At 49.8% G+C, this 18,806-nt stretch carries 16 protein-coding genes; 15 read left to right on the top strand and 1 reads right to left on the bottom strand.

What is annotated here, in order from left to right:
* Window positions 1-108: 108 nt before the first annotated feature.
* The 8 genes from V5J77_RS21795 to V5J77_RS21760 all read left to right on the top strand — a co-directional run bounded on the left by V5J77_RS21795 (window position 109) and on the right by V5J77_RS21760 (window position 6,031).
* The gene (locus V5J77_RS21795; RefSeq protein WP_338552939.1) at window positions 109-720 is read left to right on the top strand and encodes a 5-formyltetrahydrofolate cyclo-ligase; all 612 of its coding nucleotides are present in this window, start codon (window positions 109-111) and stop codon (window positions 718-720) included.
* 24 nt (window positions 721-744) lie between these two features.
* Window positions 745-1,239 (top strand): cyclic pyranopterin monophosphate synthase MoaC, encoded by a 495-nt coding sequence (moaC, locus tag V5J77_RS21790; protein WP_338552938.1) that lies wholly within the window; start codon window positions 745-747, stop codon window positions 1,237-1,239.
* A gap of 65 nt (window positions 1,240-1,304) precedes the next feature.
* Window positions 1,305-1,799 carry a MogA/MoaB family molybdenum cofactor biosynthesis protein gene (locus V5J77_RS21785; protein ID WP_338552937.1) on the top strand — a complete coding sequence of 165 codons (495 nt, stop codon included), beginning with the start codon at window positions 1,305-1,307 and terminating at the stop codon, window positions 1,797-1,799.
* Entirely contained in the window at window positions 1,796-2,872 is a 1,077-nt protein-coding gene (locus V5J77_RS21780; RefSeq protein ID WP_338552935.1) for a molybdopterin-binding protein, read from the top strand. The genes V5J77_RS21785 and V5J77_RS21780 overlap by 4 nt, the downstream gene beginning before the upstream one ends.
* A 41-nt stretch (window positions 2,873-2,913) precedes the next feature.
* Window positions 2,914-3,144: a twin-arginine translocase TatA/TatE family subunit gene (gene tatA, locus V5J77_RS21775; RefSeq protein ID WP_046229102.1), complete on the top strand. Its 231-nt coding sequence runs from the start codon at window positions 2,914-2,916 to the stop codon at window positions 3,142-3,144.
* A 37-nt stretch (window positions 3,145-3,181) separates the two neighbouring features.
* Entirely contained in the window at window positions 3,182-3,994 is an 813-nt protein-coding gene (tatC, locus tag V5J77_RS21770) for a twin-arginine translocase subunit TatC (protein ID WP_338552933.1), read from the top strand.
* A gap of 211 nt (window positions 3,995-4,205) precedes the next feature.
* The gene (locus V5J77_RS21765) at window positions 4,206-5,363 is read left to right on the top strand and encodes an ABC transporter permease (RefSeq protein WP_338552932.1); all 1,158 of its coding nucleotides are present in this window, start codon (window positions 4,206-4,208) and stop codon (window positions 5,361-5,363) included.
* 71 nt (window positions 5,364-5,434) lie between these two features.
* Window positions 5,435-6,031 carry a TetR family transcriptional regulator gene (locus V5J77_RS21760; protein WP_338552930.1) on the top strand — a complete coding sequence of 199 codons (597 nt, stop codon included), beginning with the start codon at window positions 5,435-5,437 and terminating at the stop codon, window positions 6,029-6,031.
* Between the two features lie 125 nt (window positions 6,032-6,156).
* On the opposite strand, the gene V5J77_RS21755 is transcribed toward V5J77_RS21760, so the two are convergent.
* The gene (locus tag V5J77_RS21755) at window positions 6,157-6,801 is read right to left on the bottom strand and encodes a GntR family transcriptional regulator (protein ID WP_338552928.1); all 645 of its coding nucleotides are present in this window, start codon (window positions 6,799-6,801) and stop codon (window positions 6,157-6,159) included.
* A gap of 227 nt (window positions 6,802-7,028) precedes the next feature.
* Here V5J77_RS21755 and V5J77_RS21750 point away from each other — a divergent pair, with 227 nt between their 5' ends.
* From V5J77_RS21750 to V5J77_RS21720, 7 genes are all read left to right on the top strand, one after another.
* Complete coding sequence (locus tag V5J77_RS21750; RefSeq protein WP_338552926.1) at window positions 7,029-8,261, top strand: MFS transporter; 1,233 nt, start codon at window positions 7,029-7,031, stop codon at window positions 8,259-8,261.
* A gap of 192 nt (window positions 8,262-8,453) precedes the next feature.
* Complete coding sequence (locus V5J77_RS21745) at window positions 8,454-9,410, top strand: sugar ABC transporter permease (protein WP_338552925.1); 957 nt, start codon at window positions 8,454-8,456, stop codon at window positions 9,408-9,410.
* 40 nt (window positions 9,411-9,450) lie between these two features.
* Window positions 9,451-10,290: a carbohydrate ABC transporter permease gene (locus V5J77_RS21740; protein WP_338552924.1), complete on the top strand. Its 840-nt coding sequence runs from the start codon at window positions 9,451-9,453 to the stop codon at window positions 10,288-10,290.
* A gap of 196 nt (window positions 10,291-10,486) precedes the next feature.
* Window positions 10,487-11,890, top strand: a complete 1,404-nt coding sequence (locus V5J77_RS21735; RefSeq protein WP_338552923.1) for an extracellular solute-binding protein — start codon at window positions 10,487-10,489, stop codon at window positions 11,888-11,890.
* 672 nt (window positions 11,891-12,562) lie between these two features.
* Entirely contained in the window at window positions 12,563-14,416 is a 1,854-nt protein-coding gene (locus tag V5J77_RS21730; RefSeq protein WP_338552921.1) for a histidine kinase, read from the top strand.
* Window positions 14,409-16,055 carry a helix-turn-helix domain-containing protein gene (locus V5J77_RS21725; protein ID WP_338552919.1) on the top strand — a complete coding sequence of 549 codons (1,647 nt, stop codon included), beginning with the start codon at window positions 14,409-14,411 and terminating at the stop codon, window positions 16,053-16,055. The genes V5J77_RS21730 and V5J77_RS21725 overlap by 8 nt, the downstream gene beginning before the upstream one ends.
* Before the next feature lie 417 nt (window positions 16,056-16,472).
* Window positions 16,473-18,758 carry a heparinase II/III family protein gene (locus V5J77_RS21720; RefSeq protein ID WP_338552917.1) on the top strand — a complete coding sequence of 762 codons (2,286 nt, stop codon included), beginning with the start codon at window positions 16,473-16,475 and terminating at the stop codon, window positions 18,756-18,758.
* Window positions 18,759-18,806 lie beyond the last annotated feature (48 nt).

Genomic DNA, 18,806 nt, shown 5'->3' with positions numbered 1-18,806 from the left:
TTTCATTATATATTACCACAAATGCAAGCCGCCATTGGCGAAAGTTGCATAACAATGGTAAACTGAACATAATCGAAATTGAGGAACTGGAAAGGCAGAACAGCGATTATGACGGACAATGAGAAATCGCAAATAAAGGCGGAGAAACAACGGATTCGAGCGGATGCTGCTAAAGCCCGCGATCGCTTGTCCAAGCAGGATCGGGCATTGTGGTCTGAGCTTGCATGCGGCGCATTAAGCGTGTGGCTGGAAGAGCATCCGAAGCAGCGCGAAATCATGTGTTATGTCCCGTTTCGCTCAGAGCTTGACATGTGGCCGCTAATGGAAAGGTTATGGTCAACTGGGCGTGAGGTAATCGTCCCTCGTTGTCACCCGCTTGATCGCTCGATGACACTGTATCGGCTGCAATCGCCAGCGGATTTAATGGAAGGCGCATACGGAATCCGTGAGCCTGACCCGGCGAAATGCGAGGAGCTTCCGCAGGGGCAGGTGCCAGGCATTATCATCGTCCCAGGCATACAGTTTGACCGCATTGGCGGACGAATGGGCTATGGAGGAGGCTATTATGACCGATTTGCGGAGCGGGCAGGTGAGGAAGGGAAGCGTGCGATGTGGATTGGCGCCGCTTTCGAAGCGCAGGTTGCAGAGCAGGTTCTGATGCAGGAGCATGATTTGAAGATGAACGGAATCGTAACGGAATCCGGGATTCTTTTGCTATAGAAGCTGTAAGGGGGAGAGAGTGCTGTGGGATTGACGCATTTTAACGAGCAGGGCAGGGCCAAGATGGTGGATGTAAGCGATAAGGACGTTACGTCTCGCAGTGCTACAGCACAGACGACCGTTACGATGCACAGCGAGACGCTGGAACGGATTAAAGCGGGAACGATAGGCAAAGGCGATGTACTGGCCGTATCACAGGTTGCAGCCATTATGGCCGCAAAAAAAACATCGGACGTCATTCCGATGTGCCACCCGCTTCCTTTGACTGGTGTGGATGTGCGCTTTGATGACAATGGCGCAGATGAGCTATACATACAGGCAACCGTGAAAACAACAGGTAAAACAGGGGTCGAAATGGAGGCGTTGACGGCAGTTTCGATCGCCGCGCTGACCGTTTACGATATGTGCAAAGCAATTCAGAAGGATATGGTAATTGGCCCGACACATCTTGTTGCAAAGACCGGTGGCAAAAACGGCGATTACCAGTTTCAAGCGGAAGCAGACTCGATAGAAAAATAAAGCAAGGCGGCTGTTTCCAGCGATGGAATCACCCATGATCGGACAAGGGATGGGAGGAACGGTAAATGCAGTGGAAAGTAGCTATTTTGACGGCTAGTGATAAAGGCTCGCGCGGTGAACGTGAAGATACAAGCGCACAAGTTATCAGGGAGCTGGTTGAGGAAGAGCTTGGCGGCGTAATTGTCGATTATCGCATCGTTCCAGATGAGCAGGATGAAATTATGGCAGCCATCATTGAGATGACCGAATATTATCAAGCGGATTTATTGCTGACAACAGGAGGGACTGGACTTGCGATACGTGATGTGACGCCTGATGCTACCTTGCGTGTGGTTGACCGGGTTATTCCAGGTCTTGCGGAAGCGATGAGGTTTGGCGCTATTCAAAAGACGAGAAGTGCCATGCTGTCCCGAGGCGTATGCGGCATCCGCGGCAAGTCGCTGATTGTAAATTTACCGGGCAGTCCGAAAGGTGTCCATGAAAGCTTAATGGCCATTATGGATCAACTGCCTCAAGCCCTTGAGATTATTTCCGGTACACAAGGAGACGACGTATTATGAGCAGTGCCGGGCAGCATAAGCAGCAAGGAGAAGCAGCGACAACGGCCGATCTGAGTTCAGTAACCAAGACGGTGCTCAAGGAAGTGTCGGTCTACGATGCCATTGGTTTGCGGCTGGCTCATGACCTCACCCGCATCGTGCCGGGTGAGTTTAAAGGCCGTATTTTTAAAAAAGGCCATATTATAACTGAGGCTGATATTCCAAATCTGCTCGATATTGGCAAGGAGCATATTTACATTATGGAGCTTGCTGCTGGCGAGCTGCATGAGGATGATGCTGCAAGCAGGATGGCAAAGGCGCTTTGCGGAGAGGGTATCTGGCTGAGCGAACCGCATGAAGGTAAAGTAAGCATGAAATCCGAGCTGCTGGGGCTCGTTGAGGTTGACGAAGCGTTGGTGCATGCCATTAATTCGCTCGGAGAAATTGCGCTTGCGACGGTAAAGACGAATAGCGTAGTTAAGAAGGATGGGCAGCTTGCGGCTACTCGCGCTATTCCGCTTGTTGTGCCGGAGTCCAAGGTAGAGGTAGTTGAGCGCTTGGCAGCAGAATATCGCTCGGCACATGATGGTGCTGCGCCTGTTCGTGTAAAGCCATTTCGCAAGCTGCGAGTAGGTTTGCTGACGACAGGCGGGGAAGTATTTGGCGGGAGAATCGAGGATAAATTCGGTCCCGCTGTCCGCAGCAAGCTGGAGGCCTTCGGCTCAGAGGTCATCGAGCAGCGCTTTGCTCCCGACGACAAGCAGGTAATTGTTAATGAAATTAACTATTTGCTTAAGCAAGATTATGATATGATATTGGTAACAGGCGGTATGTCTGTCGATCCTGACGACCGCACACCAGGGGCAATTAAGGCGTCGGGTGCGCACATCGTGAGCTATGGAACGCCGATGCTGCCTGGATCGATGCTGTTAATGGGCTATTTGAACGAAGTGCCGATACTTGGCTTGCCGGGATGCGTCATGCATGACCCGTATACTTCATTCGATGTCCTGCTGGCACGCATACTTGCTGGGCATCGCATTGTGAAGCAAGATATTACACAGCTCGGTTATGGCGGTTTGTACGGATGCTGAGTTTGGACAGACATCCAAGAGTGAGAGGGAGGTAGACGATTATGCCATCTATTGGTGCAACGGGAATTATTTTGCTGGTGCTAGTGGCCCTGCTGTTGTTTGGCCCTAACAAGCTGCCTGAATTGGGTAGAGCTTTCGGCCGGACGCTTAAGGAGTTTAAAGCGGGTGCAAGAGATGTAATGGATGATGAGCCAAAGGACAAAGAGGAGAAACGGATCGACGTTTCCAAATCAGACAATACTGAGTCGAATAACAAGCGGCTGCCGGATTAATCGGGCCCGCTTTTTTTCTGGAAGGAGATTGTGACAGATGGGAATCAGGCAAGACGAAGCTACCGAACAACCCTTTAATCGCGAACGGCTGCGTGAGGAAGGCCTGATGCCGCTGCTGGAGCATATCGGAGAGCTTCGCAAACGGATTTTTTATATGCTGCTCGTTATCTTGGTGGGCCTCATTGCCGGTTTGTTTGTGGCCAAGCCTGCTTATGATTTTATTATGAGCCTTGAGCCAGCGCGCTCTTTGCCGATGCATACGTTCTCCTTGTGGGACGGGGTCGGCGTCTATATGAAATTCGCGCTAGTCATAGCGCTTATTATTACGATTCCATTTACAGCGTATCAGCTATGGGCATTCGTTAAGCCGGCTCTGCATGTAAAGGAACAGCGGGCGACGCTTAAGTATATCCCATTCGCCTTGTTGATGTTTTTGGTAGGGCTGTCGTTTTCTTATTTTGTCGTTTTTCCACTCGCGTTTCATTTCACCAGAAATGTTTCAGACAGTTTGAATTTGGTGGAGACGTTCGGAATTATTCAATATTTCACCTTTATGTTTAATATTTTGATTCCGATTTCGCTTTTATTTGAGCTGCCGCTGGTCATTATGTTTTTAACCGCAATTCGGATTTTGAATCCGATCCGGTTGCGCAAAATGCGCCGTATTTCTTATTTCATTATGATTTTTATTGGGGTTGTGGTGACGCCGCCTGATTTTGTATCAGATTCGCTCGTAGCCATCCCATTAATTGGCTTGTATGAAATGAGCGTTTTCCTATCCGCTGCCATATACCGCAAGCAGCTTGCAGCAGATAAGCTGCGGGAAGAGGAAATGAGCGATGAAGCGTAATAGCTTCGTGTGCGGACGCCGAAACATAAATCCCTGTATTCGTTGCATTTATTGCAGCGGACACAGGGATTTTCTGATTTATGCCAGGGATCATTATTTTCATGTTGACAATTTTCAAAGCAAAATATATTATTGAAACAATTGTTTAAATTGATTGTTTAAAACATTCGTTTAAATTAGATGAATTGACACAGACAGGATGGGATTGGCGATGAAAAACACGATTCAAGCTTTTATGAAGCGTCCAACAACAATTGTGGGTATTATTACGGCGCTTATGTTTCAAATTGTATTTTCAGTTATATGGATGACAGGTTATAATGGAGTGACCGATCGTACTGATAAACTGCATATTGCAGTCGTTAATGAGGATCAACAGTTCGGCACGCAAATCGCAGGTTCTTTGATCAGCAATTTGCCTTTCCAAATGTCGCAGCCTACAAGTCTTGAGGATGCGAAGCAGCAGCTTAACGCACGTGAGCTGCAAATGATTATTTATTTCCCTGCTGATTTCTCGCAAAAGGCGATGGCGGCAGATGGCAAGGCGGATATTGGCTATTTTATTAATGAATCCAACCCCGCTTTAATTAAGAGCATTATGAGTAATGTTGCCGCAGAGGTAACGAAGGAAGCCAATGCACAGGCGGTCGAGCAAGGTATCGCAGGTACGCTTGGCAAGGCAGGTGTTCCAGCGGAGCAGGCAGCAGTTGCTGGCCAAAGCTTAGCGCAGCGTATTACGGCGAACATTGAATCCATGAACCCTGTTAAAGGCATGAGCAACCAAATGGTTCCGATGATGATGGTGCTTGCTTCTTATGTTGGCGCGATGATTATGGGGATGAATCTGGAGCAATCGTCGATGATGGTTAGTGCTCAGGCAGGCCGCTGGCAGCGTTTTGCAGCTAGAAGCATCATTACGGCAGGTGCGGCAGTTGGCGTATCGCTTGTCGGCTCCTCTTTGCTCGCTGCGTTTAATGGACAAATGGAGCAGGGCTTCTTGAAGCTTTGGCTGTTCCAGCTCATGTTCGTGCTTGCGTTTATGTTTGTCTCTCAAATGTTCCTATATGTATTTGGCATGGCTGGCATGCTGTTTAATATTATCGCACTGTCCGCGCAGCTCGTTTCATCTGGTGCGATTGTGCCGCGTGAGCTGTTGCCGGATTTCTATGTAAAGCTTGGAGAGGCGCTTCCAGCAACTTATGCAGTTGAAGGGCTAATGAATGTGCTGTTCGGTGGAACGGGCATTGGAAGCGAGGTTGCGGCACTGGCTATTATTGCGATCATCGGTTTTGTGATTAGCATGGCAGCGGTTGGTTTGAAGAAGCAGGCTGCGCCAAAGCCGGGGCAAGTGGCAATGAAGTCGAACTAATTCGTTTCCGCGCATTCTAATCAGCCCCAAGCGCATGCGTCAAATAAAGTGGTTGCCGTTAGGAGGCTGAGATGAAAGCTGCGGATATTGATGTGAAAATGAGAATTTTGCTGGCAGCGAAAAAGCTGTTTGCCGCTCAAGGCTTTGACAGGACATCCGTCCGGCAAATTTGTGAGGAAGCGGGCGCGAATGTGGCGCTGATCTCGTATTATTTTGGCGGAAAGGATAATTTGTTTTTCGCACTGTTTGAAGCTTTTTTTCCTAGCAGGGGCATTGCTTCTATTGCGAAGGATATGGATCCTCTTGAAGGCATGAAGCTTATTATTCGGGAACTGCTTACTTTTCGCGATGAGGATGCAGAGTTATCTTACATTATTCAACATGAGTTTGCGCTGAACACGCCGCGTATTGCCATGATTCAGGAGCGTGTCCTGCCGCTGTGGCAGCTAATATACCAGTGGCTGTTGAAGGGGCGAGAACAGGGAGTATTCGAATTTAATTCTGTTCATACCGTTTTTAAGGCGGTTAGCTCAACCCTGCTTTTTCCAAAAGGAAATAATCATATGCTGGTGCTTATGGGGGATGATGTGAGTACGCTGGAGGAGCAGATTTCAGAAACGACGGCCTTTATTTTTAAAGCGTTAAAGCCTTCGGAGCAAGTCGAATAAGCTTATGTGTAAACAAGAGTAAACCAACTTCAACTCCGTTGCTGCAAGCGGGAGGGGAAGTTGGTTTTCTGTTTTCGCCTAAGAAGCTGCGAGCAAAGGAAGTATCTCTAATTTCCCCACAGCTCCTAAATATGGATGCTTACATTTTTCTTCATCATCAGGGAGGCGGCTTCCGCATCGCGGGCTTCGAGCGCATCAATGATCGCCTGATGCTCCTTGACACCTACTTGTGCTATCGAAGCAGGCTGTTTAATAAATAAATACTTATAGCGGCGAATATGCATTTGCAGGGAGGAGGTAAAGGATTGAATATAGGCATTATCCGCCAGCTCCAAAATAACATTATGGAACTCCTCGTCGTATTCAAGCGCTTCATAAGGCTTATTCTCCTGAATGCATTTCGCAAACTGGGCATTCAGCTCATTAAGGCGGGCAATATGCTCCGGCTGAATATGCGGTACTGCAAGCTCTGCTGCGAGAGCATTCAGTGCAACAAGCGGCGCATAAAGCTTGGGCATGTCCTCTTCCTCAATCATCGTTACTCTTGTTTCCTTGCTGGGCAGCATTTGCACAAGCCCTTGTACTTCAAGCAATTGCAGCGCCTCGCGAATCGGCGTCCGGCTGACGCCAAGCGCATCTGCAAGCTCAGCATCAATCAGCTTTTCTCCAGGCTGAAGCGTGCCTTCTATAATCCATTTCTGGAGCTGAGCTAAAGCTCGATCCTTCGCAGATATTCTTAGCGGCGAGGAATAATTAGTCGGTATCGGCATTGCATCACCTTCTTCAAGAAAATTAAACGATCACTCTCAAACGGCGTATTTGGCTACTTCCTATCATATATCGAAGCAGCAAGAGGGTGCAAATGGATTAAAGTAAGCTGCGTTTAGAAAAAAAGCAATCGGGAAAATAAATCTTGCTATAGCATACATAACCGGAATATAATATGCAATATATCGCATATCAAAATTCGATTTTTATTTCGAAAAAGGAGAACCTGATGTCTACTAATCCAGCTGCTATTCGGCCGTCCAATGTGGCGGCTACTACTTTTTTTCCGATTTTGTTCGCCGCAAGCTCGGTACATTTGCTCAATGATACGATTCAAGCGATTGTGCCTGCACTGTATCCGGTGCTTAAAGATGCTTTTTCATTAACCTTTTCGCAAATTGGGCTTATTACTTTAATCATTAATTTGACGGCAGCGATTTTACAGCCGCTTATTGGTATTTTCACCGATAAACGGCCGATTCCAAGGCTGCTGCCCATCGGTGTTCTTTTCACCCTTGCGGGTGTGCTGGTGCTGGCCTTCTCGGCGTATTATTGGATGATCCTCGCTGCGGTTATGCTGATTGGGGTCGGGTCAGCGATATTCCATCCGGAATCGGCGCGGGTAGCTTATTTGGCAGGCGGGGCGCGTAAAGGGCTGGCGCAGTCGATTTTTCAGTTTGGCGGTAATATTGGACAAGCGCTTGCTCCGATCATGACGGCGTTGCTGTTCGTACATACGGGGCAAAAGGGTGTCGTTTGGTTTTCCCTGCTGCTCGTTGTCGGTTTCATGCTGCAAAGCTACGTCGCCAGATGGTATACGAAGCACTTGAAGGCCGAGAAGGAGCGCAAGGGGACGGTGCAAAATCATCCGTTTGCAAGAAGCGGCCTCTCAAAGACGAGAGTAGCGTTTGCGGTAACGATTATTATGATTTTGGTCTTTTCTAAATATGTTTATATTTCAGCGTTAACGAGCTATTATTCTTTTTATGCTATAGAAAAATTTGGGATATCGACCAGCCAGGCGCAAATGATATTATTCGTCTTTTTGGTTGCCAACGTGATCGGGTTGCTATTCGGCGGCATGCTAGCGGATAAATTCAGCCGCCGTGCGCTGATTTGGTTTTCGATTTTGGGCACAGCCCCGTTTTCACTCGCCCTGCCGTATGCGAATTTAACGTTTTCCGTCATCTTGATCTTTTTTGCGGGGCTGATTTTGGCTTCAGCCTTCTCGATTATTATGGTGTATACGAATGAGCTGCTGCCAGGGAAGGTCGGGCTCGTATCAGGTATTTTCTTCGGTCTTGCTTTCGGGCTTGGCGGTGCGGGGTCGGCGATTCTCGGCAATCTTGCGGATGCGACAAGCATTGTGTTTGTAATCCAGTGCTGCTCGTATTTGCCGCTGCTCGGTCTGTTTACCGTATTTCTCCCATCTGATAAAAAGAAAGAGCCGCTTCAAGCGTAAGCGTGAGCCAAAAAAGGAATGAGCGATGATTGGCACTGTAAGGTGCCGGTCATCGCTTTTTTTGCATGCGTGCAGGCTTTGCTTGTCTGAGATAAAGTCAAAATAATGATATAGGTTGGCAAAATACCGTCACAGCGCAAGCTTCATTTTTTTTATGATAAGGGTATCCATTATAGATCGAGGTGAAGGCTCATGAATCCGCTACAAGAAGCTGCGGCGAAGCCAAATAAGTCAGACAATCAGAAGCTGAGCACGAGACGCTCCGGCAGTGCGGTCCAGCGAAAGGAAACGCTCGCAGGTTTTCTATTCGTAGGCCCGATGCTCATCGGCGTGACGGTGCTTACGCTGCTGCCGATACTTGCAACCTTCGCGCTATCGCTGGCGGACTGGAATTTTATCGCGGGCTTTGATGGCCTGAAATGGGTCGGCTTCGATAATTTTGAACGGCTGGCAAGCGATGCGGCATTTTTGAAATCATTGAAAAATAATGCTTATTTTCTGCTAACAGTTCCTATTTATTTGGCAGTGTCCATGTTTCTGGCGATTGTGATTGACAAGCATGTGTATTTGAAGGGCTATTTCAAGGTCGCTTATTTCATGCCGTATATATCCAGTATAGTAGCGGTTGCTATCGTCTGGCAGGTGCTATTTCATCCGTCGGCGGGTCCGGTCAATCAGCTGCTCACGGCGCTCGGCATTGAAAATCCGCCGAAGTGGATCGCTGATCCGAAATATGCGCTCCCCTCGCTCATGATGATTACCGTCTGGACATCTATTGGCTTTAATATGATCGTGTATATTGCCGGGCTGCAATCGATTCCGCGGGACTTATATGAGGCAGCCGATATTGACGGGGCGAATGCTTGGGTGAAATTTAAAAGCATTACGTTTCCCCAGCTGTCGTCAACCTCCTTCTTCCTGCTCGTCACCGGTGTTATTTCGACGTTCAAGGTGTTTGATTTAATTGCGATATTGACAAAGGGGGGGCCCTTGTCCTCGACCAGCATGATTGTCTGGTATTTATACGATACGGCCTTCGTTAATTTGAAAATCGGCTACGCCTCTTCGATGGCGGTCGTCCTGTTCGCCTGCGTGCTGCTCATTACCCTGCTGCAATGGATTGGTCAGAAGAAGTGGGTGAATTATTAAAGGCTTATGATTCACTATAAAATAGGGAGGCAAGAAGAGAATGAACCAAAAAACGATAAATACGGTTCGCAAATCGATCATTACGGCGTTAATGATGGGGATGAGCATATTGTTTTTGCTGCCCTTCGTCTGGATGCTGTCCACCTCCTTCAAAATCGAGGCAGACGTATTCACTTATCCGATTCAGTGGATACCGAAAACCTGGCATGTGATCGAAAATTACAAGGAGGTGTGGAACGGACAATTTCCGTTCTATAAATACTATTTGAATTCCATTAAAATTACGGTAGTCACGACGATACTATCGTGTATCGTTTCTGCCCTTGCTGCTTATGGCTTCTCCAAAATCCAGTTTGCAGCAGGAAAATATTTGTTTATTATTGTGCTCGCCACCTATATGATTCCGCATCAGGCGATATTGGTGCCGCAGTTTATTTTGTACCGCTCGATTGGCTTTTTCGACAGCCACTTGGGACTCATTATGCTCAGCAGCTTTAGCGTGCTTGGCACGTTTATGCTTCGGCAATTTTTTATGGGCGTCCACAATGAATACATTGAATCAGCAAAAATCGACGGGGCGGGGCATGGCCGGATATTTCTGCAAATTGCGTTCCCGCTTGTGCGCCCTGCTGTGGCGACGTATGCGATTTTGCGCTTCATTTGGACCTGGAATGACTATCAGAATCCGCTCATTTTCCTAAGAACGGACAGCCTCTACACGATTCAATTGGCGATGCAAAAGTTTACGACCATCAACGGCGAGTTTTATTCGCTGATTATGGCGGCTGCCGTATCGTCCATCGTTCCGCTGCTGATCATTTTCGTCATCGGACAAAAAAGCGTCATCGAAGGCATTGCGATGGGCGGCGTAAAGGGCTAATCTCGTCAGACAGAGGAAAGCTCCATCGTGCTTTCTCTCCTAAACAGGCTGCTATGGGAAGTCAAAATAGTCGTAAATGTAGTCAATATTGTAGTATAGGAGCGGGCTGCCGCATTGCTACAATAATGACAGAAAGCGCATACAAACATCATTGGCAAAGCTATCGTTATTTTTTATTTTAAAGAGGAGGGTTTGGATGTTTAGAAAAATGAAATGGTTATCGCTGCTGCTGCTGTCGATTATGCTGGTGGCGGCGGGCTGCTCATCAGGAGGCAACACAAATAGCGGCGGGGCAGCGGCTTCGCCAGCAGCGAGCAGCGGCACGGAAAGTCCGGCGCAGGCGGCTGATGAAGAGGTTACGATTAAGCTTCACACGTTCGGCAACGAAGCAAGCTACAATTGGAAGCAGACGATTGCGGCATTTGAGGAGAAAAATCCAAACATCAAGGTGGATGTCGTCGTATTGAGCGAGAAGGGCGATACGCAGGAGGCGATCCAGAAGCTGGATCTCGCGGCTTCCTCTAATGAACAAATGGATGTCATTATGTTCAGCGATCCAGCTGGCTATGCGCAGCGCGTTGGCCTTGGAATGGTCGCTCCAATTGATGATTATATTGCCAAGGATGGCTTTAAGGTGAGTGAGGAATACAAGGTTGATACGATGCTCGACGGCAAATATTATGCGCTGCCAGGCAAGTTCAATCCTTGGTACGTTCTGCTTAACAAGACACAGCTAACGGCTGCCGGACTCGATGTACCAACTGAATGGACCTGGGATGACTTTATGAGCTATGCGAAGACGCTAACGACAGGGGACGGCGCATCGAAGCATTACGGCACGTATTTCCATGGCCCGCAAAATGGCGGCTGGATGGAATTTCTGAAGCTTGCGCTGGCGAATCAGCCGGATAATACCGAGTTTTTGAAGGCGGATGGCACGTCCAATCTGGACAATCCGCTCATGCGCAAAACGCTGGAGCTGCGCGTGCAGATGGAGAAGCAGGATAAATCGGCCTCCCCTTACACCGATATGATTTCGCAGAAGCTGCATTACCGCAACCAGTTTTTCAATCAGGCGGTCAGCATGGTCATGATCGGCAGCTGGATGAACACGGAGCTAGGCGGAACCGAGCAATTCCCGCTTAACTTTGAAGTGGCGGTCGCTCCAATTCCGAAAAATGCAGCGTCAGACGAAGGCGGCTACACGATGGTAACGACGGATTATGTATCAGTTGCGGCTTCCTCCAAGCATAAGGATGCAGCGTACCAGTTTGTTCGCTGGTATACGACCGAAGGGCAGATTGCTCAAGGGAAAAATGTTCCTTCATGGAACGGCATTGACGATTCCCAGCTGGAAACGATTATTGATACGATTTTGAGCGCGACAGCAAATCCGGAGAAGGTCGACAAGCAGTCTCTGCTGTCGGTGCTGAAAAACGCCAAATCGTCCAAAATCATTCCGCCTGTTACGTATCAAGCGGAAATTTATAAGGTGATCAATGAGGAGTACGAGAAGCTGATTTTTGATCAGCAGGACATTGATCAGACGATTGCCGCTTTGCAGGAGCGTGTACAGCAGGTGATTGATTCGAATAAGTAGCCGGAGTGCGGGAGAAAGTCGGATTTCTGAGTAAGCTTTGTCACCGCACAGCTGAAACTATAAGGAGAAGTGCAGAGCTGTTGCTGCGCTTCTTTTTGCCTAGAACCGCAGAAAATTAATGCTATAGCTGTTTAGGTTGAGCTAAAGATTCCAGCTACCCTGCTCCTTCTTTGAGCAAGCTGCTGCAACTGGGACGGATATTTCCTGCTGGATGACATTCACTTAGTTGATACAGCTTTAGCTATTACAGCTGTGGCTCCAACGCCTTTGTAACGTGGTGATCTTGATATAATTGCGGTCTTTGCGTTGCTCACGGACTGTAAAGCCCTTATTTCCCTATTTTCGTCCTTATTTGCATCGCTGCGGACTGTGAGGCCGTTATTTCCCTCAAACTAGGCTCATTTCACGTTAGACAGCACAAATAGCGGCTTCTGTGTCCGCGAGCACGGTCAAAGCTTGTTTTGCTCACAAATAACGGCCTCACTGTCCGACACAAAATCATTTCCTTTTATTAAAAATAGCGTAATCTTAGGGTCAAAGCTGATCGACAGAAGCTTCCCGCTTATATATGCTTTAGTCCAACCGATATCGAAAAAATCTGAAGAGAAAACGACGCGAAAAAGGCTCATATCAGTTACACTTGAAGGAACGATCAAAAAAAGGGGTGGGGTTGTGTCTAGTCAATGGCTATCGCTGCTGCGGCTGAGGTCTTTTCGCCATCGTCTGATGGCAGCGGCGGTCGTCTGCCTGCTCCTCCCCGCTTTAATTACGCTCGCCGTCTACAATATGCTGACGAAGGATGCAATGAAGCAGGAGGCAGTCACGCAGTCGCAGCAAAAGCTGGAGCTGGTGGACGGCTATGTATCAAATTTGTTTAATTATATGTTTTATATCGCCAACAACGTGCAGCTTGACTCCGAAATGAATCGAATTATGAAAGCGATTGCTTCAGGCAAAACCTATGAAGGAGCAAGCGCAGAATATGACCGCTACCTCGACCGTATGAAGATTATGAACAAGATTGAAAATATGACCGTCGTCGGAGATAAGGCGTATGTGACGATTTTGCTAAAGGACGGGACGAATTTTGCCAACTATTCGTTTGATGAATACGATCCCGCCTTGTTTCGCGAGGAGCCGTGGTTCGCGCAATTAAATGAGCTGTCCGGGCTGCAATCGTTTTGGCCGGGAGCTACGCCGACGGTATTTGACAGCGATAAAGCTCGCAGTCCCTATCAGCTTTCCATTGCCCGGGCCTTGCGCGGTGACAGTGTAAATCCCTATGGCTACGTCATTGTTACGATACTGGAAACTAAGGTGAGCGATATTTTTCGAAAAATCGAGCTGGAGCAGGAAACGATGCTGCTCGGCAGCGAGAACCAAATTTTATCGCATCCCGACGCAAAGCGCGTTGGTGAAGCTTTTCCTTACGCCCTGCTCGCGAGCGAGCAGGCAGACCCGCCTTTTTTGCAAATTGAAAAAGAGGATTATTTATTGGCCTGGCACACAAATTCGCTTACGGGCTGGAAGCTGGTGTCGCTGACTCCTTATGACCGTGCTGTTTTTAAGCTGAATGTCATTTTCAAACGCGTCTTTATGTTTCAGCTCGTCTCCTTCTGCCTGTTTATGGTGCTGCTGCTTTATTTGCTGGGAAAATTCACACGGCCGCTCGTTCGGTTAGGGCGGGTAGCAGAGACGGTGCAGCGCGGCAATTTGGAGGTGCGCTCCGGCATACGCGGAGAGGACGAAATGGGCTATCTGGGTCAATCCTTTGATTTAATGCTCGATAAGGTAAAGGAGACGATTGGCGAAATTACGCAGACGCAGGTGCGAAAGCGCAGGGCGGAGCTGGCTATGCTTCAGGCGCAAATTAATCCGCATTTTCTATTTAATGTGCTGAATTCGATCCGGATGAAGGTGCTGCGCAAAGGGGATTCGGAAAGCGCGGAAATGATCAGCTCGCTGTCCAAGCTGCTGCGGATGACCATTAGCCAGGATAAAGGCGTTATTCCGCTTCATGAGGAGGTCGATCTCGCAATAGATTATGTAAGGCTAATGAATATGAGGCAAAAGGAGAAGGCGGAGCTGGCTCTTGATCTATCGCCTTTAAGCTTAACGGCACTCGTCCCGCGCTTCTGCTTGCAGCCAATCATTGAAAATGCCCTCATTCATGGCCTCAGCCAGCAGGCTGGCTTAATGACGATTAGTGCAAGCGAGGCAGAGGGTGGCTATCGCATAACCGTCAGCGATAGCGGGCAAGGCATTGAGAAGGGAAGGCTCGAGCGGCTGCGCCAAAAGCTTGCTACAGGCACTTTAGAAAAGCATGAGCAGGGAGCGGCAGGCGAGGTCGAGGATGAGGCAGTCGCCTTGCCAGGCAAGTTCTCAGGCATCGGGCTTGTAAATGTATATGAACGTTTGGGCATAACCTACGGCGAACGCTTCCAGATGACGATAGACAGCGATAGCGGGCAAGGCACAGTTATTACGCTGTACATTCCGAGGCAGGTGGTGAATTCTGATGGTTAAGGTGATGCTGGTCGATGATGATTACCCGGTGCTGGATCTGCTGGCTTTTGCCATTGAGTGGGAGGAGCTGGGGTTTCAGCTAATCGGCATGCATGAGAATGGCGAGGTCGCGCTGGCAGCAGCGCTGGAGGAAATGCCGGATATTTTGATTACAGATATCGGGATGCCTCGCATGGACGGGCTGGAGCTTATTCGCAGGCTTAAGGCGTACAAGCCGGAGCTGTGCGTAGCGGTGCTGTCCTGCCATGACGAGTTCAGCTATGCGCAGCAGGCGCTCAAGCTGAAGGTGCAGGATTATTTGCTCAAGGATGCGCTTGATCCTTCGGATATACGCAAGCTGCTGCTGCAATTTCAGTCAGAGCTGAATGAGACGAAGGATTTGCATATGGAGCAGCTCCGCAAGGAGAATATGGTTGATCGCAACAAGGCGCTGCTGAAGGAGCAGTTTATTCGGGCGACGCTTCATCAGCCAATGCTAGATCCCGTCAAATGGCAGCAGGAGCTGGGAGCATTTGGCCTTCCATTCGGAGCAGGCGAGCTCGTTATTCCGGTGCTGGGCATCATCGACGATTATCCGCAGGCGCTTCAGCGCTTTCGCTCCGAAGAGATGCTGCGTTTTGTCGTGGACAATGTCACCCGTGAGATAATGGCAAGCCGGGAGAGGGGGCGCCCTGCTGCCCATTTTGTCTACAGCCCGCAGGAATCCTTTATTATGCAGGTATGCCCGCAGGGCTTGAAAATAAACGGCTTCGACGAGGTGAAGCTGCTGCTTGCGGAGGTGCAGCGGACGCTCAAAAGCTCGCTGAAGCTGACGATGTCCTTTCTGATTGGCGCTAGCGGAGGCGATCCCTTGCGCTTGCGGGAAGCGATGGCGGAGCTGCTTTCCGGGGCGGAGGCGCGTTTCTACCGCGCGCCTGGCTCTATTGTGAAGGCAGGCGCGGGGAAGTCCGCGCAGCTCGCCAAGGCAGGCAGCGACAATCCGCTGCTGGAAGGCTTTGGCGAGGCGGCCGAGCTGCTGCGGGAGGCGCTGCTGGGCCATAAGCGCGACGCGGCAGAGGGACTGGTGCGCCAGTGGCTGTCGCTTGCGGAGCAGCGGAGGCTGCCGCCTGAGCAGGTGAAGGATTGGGTGTTTAAGCTGCTGCTGGACGTAAAGCTCAAGCTGCAATTGATGCAGCATACCCGCTCAGCGAGCTCCATTGACGTCAGCCATCATGAGGTGTGGGAGCTCGGCAGCCTCGCCGAGCTTCAGGCTTGGCTGATCGCCCACTGCTTGTCAGCGATAACGGCCTCCGAGAATGGCGTGAGCGGCAGTAAACGTGCTGAGGTTATTGATGCTTGCGAATATGTATCGCAGCATCTGGACAAAAAGATCAGCCTTGACGAGGTGGCGGAGCAGCTGTTTATGAACCCCAGCTATTTCAGCCGCCTGTTCAAGAAGGAAATGGGCGAGACCTTTATCGAATATGTAATCAGGATGAAAATGCACCGGGCCAAGGAACTGCTCGATCAAACCGGCTCGCCCGTCGGCAAAATATGCGAGACGCTGGGCTACGATAACCAGAGCTATTTTATAAAGCTGTTTAAGTCATGTACGGGTGTGACTCCTGTGGAGTACCGGAGAGGGCAGAAACGATTGTAAGCGATATCATGGCTGGTGTGGATAGATATTTTAAATATTAGGCAGGAACGTGGTATAAAGATGCCAGGATGGATAGGGAATAGAGGAAGATCGGTCAAAGAGTAGAATGATTGGGAAAATGAAGAACGATGAACGAAGAATGAATGACGAAGGACGAAGAAGGAAGAATGAAGAACGATGAACGAAGAACGAAGAATGAAGAACGAAGAACGAAGAATGAAGAACGAAGAATGAAGAACGAAGAACGAAGAATGAATGACGAAGGACGAAGAAGGAAGAATGAAGAACGATGAATAAAGCATGAAGCATGGAGATTAAAGATTAAAGATTAAAGATTAAAGATTAAAGAATGAAGATAGAAGGACAAGAAGAAAAGATAAGAGATTTGTTAAGCATATGTAGGGAGGAGTGGAGAAGGTGGAGAGGCAAGAGCAAGAGCAAGAGCAAGAGCAAGAGCAAGAGCAAGAGCAAGAGCAAGAGCAAGAGCAAGAGCAAGAGCAAGAGCAAGAGCAAGAGCAAGCACCGTTGCACAGGCGCCTTGCAGAGCGTTTTTTGGGACAGCTGCATTTGCCGCGAGAGCGTCGAAGGGGACTGGCGCTTCTAGTTAATAGAGTGAAGCTGCCTGAGGGACAACTAAGCTATGAATGGTATGGCGAGCTGCGTCGATCCGAGATGCAGCGTCCGTTAGTTGAGGAGATTCGCGCCGAGGCACAGCGCCAATTGGCGAGCGTTGAGCCGGAACTGAGCGAAGCCCTGTTTCGCATGTACAAGGAGACAGGTGAACGGCTGCCATATGAACGGGTTTATTTTCAAAAAAGGCGGCGGCTTAATTCTTTCGCTCTTATGGCGCTGCTTGAGCAGGAGGAGCCGTCCTATTTGGAGGCGCTGCTGGCTGCGCTTTGGTCGATCTGCGAGGAGCGGACGTGGTGCCTGCCTGCGCATCTTGGCGGGTCAGAGCAGCAGACGCCCATTGATTTGTTCGCTGCGGAGACGGGCTTTGCGCTCAGTGAAATCAGCGTTCTGCTGGGCTCGCGGCTGCCAGAGGAGCTGCACCAGCGTATTCATGAGGAAGTGGAAAGACGGCTGTTTCAGCCATTTTTGACCGAGGGGCCTTATTTTTGGGAGAGCGCGGAGCATAATTGGGCGGCGGTATGTGCCGGCTCGATTGGGGCGGCGGCGCTGCATTTGATGGATGATCAAAAGCGGCTGGAGGCCGTGATATCCCGCACGATAGTCGCAATGGATTGTTATTTGGACGGCTATGGCGATGACGGAGCGTGTGCGGAAGGGTATTCGTATTGGCAATATGGCTACGGCTTTTATGTTTATTTTGCACAGCTGCTTAAGGCGGCAACGGAGGGAGTCATTGATCTATTCCGCAGCGCAAAAGTGCAAGAAATCGCGATGTTTCAGCAGAAGTGCTTTACAGGAGGACGCAGCATTGTGAATTTTTCGGATGCGCCTTCTGAAAGCGGCATCTTCATGGGGCTGAGCTGCTATCTTCATCAGGAGTTTCCGTCTGTTGCTTTGCCGCATGCGAGTCTGCGTGACGCTTATACAGGGGATCATTGCGCAAGGTGGGCGCCTGCGGTGCGGAATTTGCTTTGGTGGACGGATGGCGCAGGAAGCGGCTCTGTGAACGATTTGGAGGATGCGGCACGGCAAGAGCGACAGCAAGAGGCACTGCAAGTGCGACGGAAAGAGACTCTGGAAGAGCGACAGCAAGAGGAGTTGCAAGTGCGACGGAAAGAGACTCTGGAAGAGCGACAGCAAGAGGAGCTGGAAGTGGGACGGAACGAGGCTCTGGAAGAGCGACAGCAAGAGGAGCCGGAAGAGAACCGACGAGAGTTCAGGAAAGAGACCAGTAAAAAGATCAGGGAAGAGTTCAGGGAAGAAGGACCTCAAAAAGAAGAGGCAAGTACGGAGAGGCAGCTTGTAAAAGCTGCTGAAGCAGCTCTATGGCCGACAGAATCGCATTATTTGGAAAATGTGCAGTGGCTGCTGTCCCGTTATGTCGCGGAGGATGGCGCTACATATAGCTTTGCCGCCAAAGGCGGTCATAATGCGGAGCCGCACAATCATAATGATGTTGGGCAGTTTGTGCTTCATGCGGACGGAGAAGCCTATTTGGCGGATTTGGGCAGCGGGGAGTATACGGCGGATTATTTTGGCCCGCAGCGGTATGCGCTTTGGTGCAACGGCTCGCACGGACATTCCGTGCCGATCATTGGCGGCGCGCGCCAGCGAGAGGGAGCGGACGCGCGCGCCGAGGTTGTGCAGGCGGCGACCAGCGCGGAGCTAGACGTGCTGGAGCTTGCAATGCAGGCCGCGTACGGCGAGGAAGCGGGCCTTGTTGGGCTGAGGCGGCGCTTCGAGTGGAGCAAGAAGGGTGCGCTGCCTGTGCTGACGATCCGAAGCCGGTATCGGCTTCGGGAGGAAGTGGACGGCGGGCGCGAGATTATCGAGCGCTTCGTTGTGCGGCGGATGCCGGAGGCCGGGGAGGCCGACGGTGTCGTGGTTTTGCAGGGACGCAAGAGGCTGACGATTGCGTTTGATGCGCAGCAGTGGAAGCCAGTGGTGACGCAGCGGAGCGATAGGGATCATTTTGGGCGTGAACGGCACTGGTATACGCTGGATTTTCATCATTTGGAGACGGGAGCTATGACGGTGGAAAGTGATTTTGTTTTTCGCTTCGAGCAATAGGTGAAATAGCTAAAAAAGGGAACAAAAGCGCCAATAAAGTGTTATCAA

The sequence above is a fragment of the Paenibacillus sp. KS-LC4 genome, assembly GCF_036894955.1.
Lineage (GTDB): Bacteria > Bacillota > Bacilli > Paenibacillales > Paenibacillaceae > Pristimantibacillus.
The sequence above is the reverse complement of the archived record's forward strand: the minus strand, read 5'-3'. Positions and strand labels throughout refer to the sequence as shown.

What these genes read in the sequence shown, in the direction of transcription:
- V5J77_RS21795 (WP_338552939.1), top strand. Translation starts at nt 109, where the DNA reads ATGACGGACAATGAGAAATCGCAAATAAAGGCGGAGAAACAACGGATT.
- V5J77_RS21785 (WP_338552937.1), top strand. Translation starts at nt 1,305, where the DNA reads ATGCAGTGGAAAGTAGCTATTTTGACGGCTAGTGATAAAGGCTCGCGC.
- tatC (WP_338552933.1), top strand. Translation starts at nt 3,182, where the DNA reads ATGGGAATCAGGCAAGACGAAGCTACCGAACAACCCTTTAATCGCGAA.
- V5J77_RS21740 (WP_338552924.1), top strand. Translation starts at nt 9,451, where the DNA reads ATGAACCAAAAAACGATAAATACGGTTCGCAAATCGATCATTACGGCG.
- V5J77_RS21745 (WP_338552925.1), top strand. Translation starts at nt 8,454, where the DNA reads ATGAATCCGCTACAAGAAGCTGCGGCGAAGCCAAATAAGTCAGACAAT.
- V5J77_RS21750 (WP_338552926.1), top strand. Translation starts at nt 7,029, where the DNA reads ATGTCTACTAATCCAGCTGCTATTCGGCCGTCCAATGTGGCGGCTACT.
- V5J77_RS21765 (WP_338552932.1), top strand. Translation starts at nt 4,206, where the DNA reads ATGAAAAACACGATTCAAGCTTTTATGAAGCGTCCAACAACAATTGTG.
- V5J77_RS21760 (WP_338552930.1), top strand. Translation starts at nt 5,435, where the DNA reads ATGAAAGCTGCGGATATTGATGTGAAAATGAGAATTTTGCTGGCAGCG.
- V5J77_RS21755 (WP_338552928.1), bottom strand. Translation starts at nt 6,801, where the DNA reads ATGCCGATACCGACTAATTATTCCTCGCCGCTAAGAATATCTGCGAAG.
- V5J77_RS21735 (WP_338552923.1), top strand. Translation starts at nt 10,487, where the DNA reads ATGTTTAGAAAAATGAAATGGTTATCGCTGCTGCTGCTGTCGATTATG.
- V5J77_RS21725 (WP_338552919.1), top strand. Translation starts at nt 14,409, where the DNA reads ATGGTTAAGGTGATGCTGGTCGATGATGATTACCCGGTGCTGGATCTG.
- V5J77_RS21780 (WP_338552935.1), top strand. Translation starts at nt 1,796, where the DNA reads ATGAGCAGTGCCGGGCAGCATAAGCAGCAAGGAGAAGCAGCGACAACG.
- tatA (WP_046229102.1), top strand. Translation starts at nt 2,914, where the DNA reads ATGCCATCTATTGGTGCAACGGGAATTATTTTGCTGGTGCTAGTGGCC.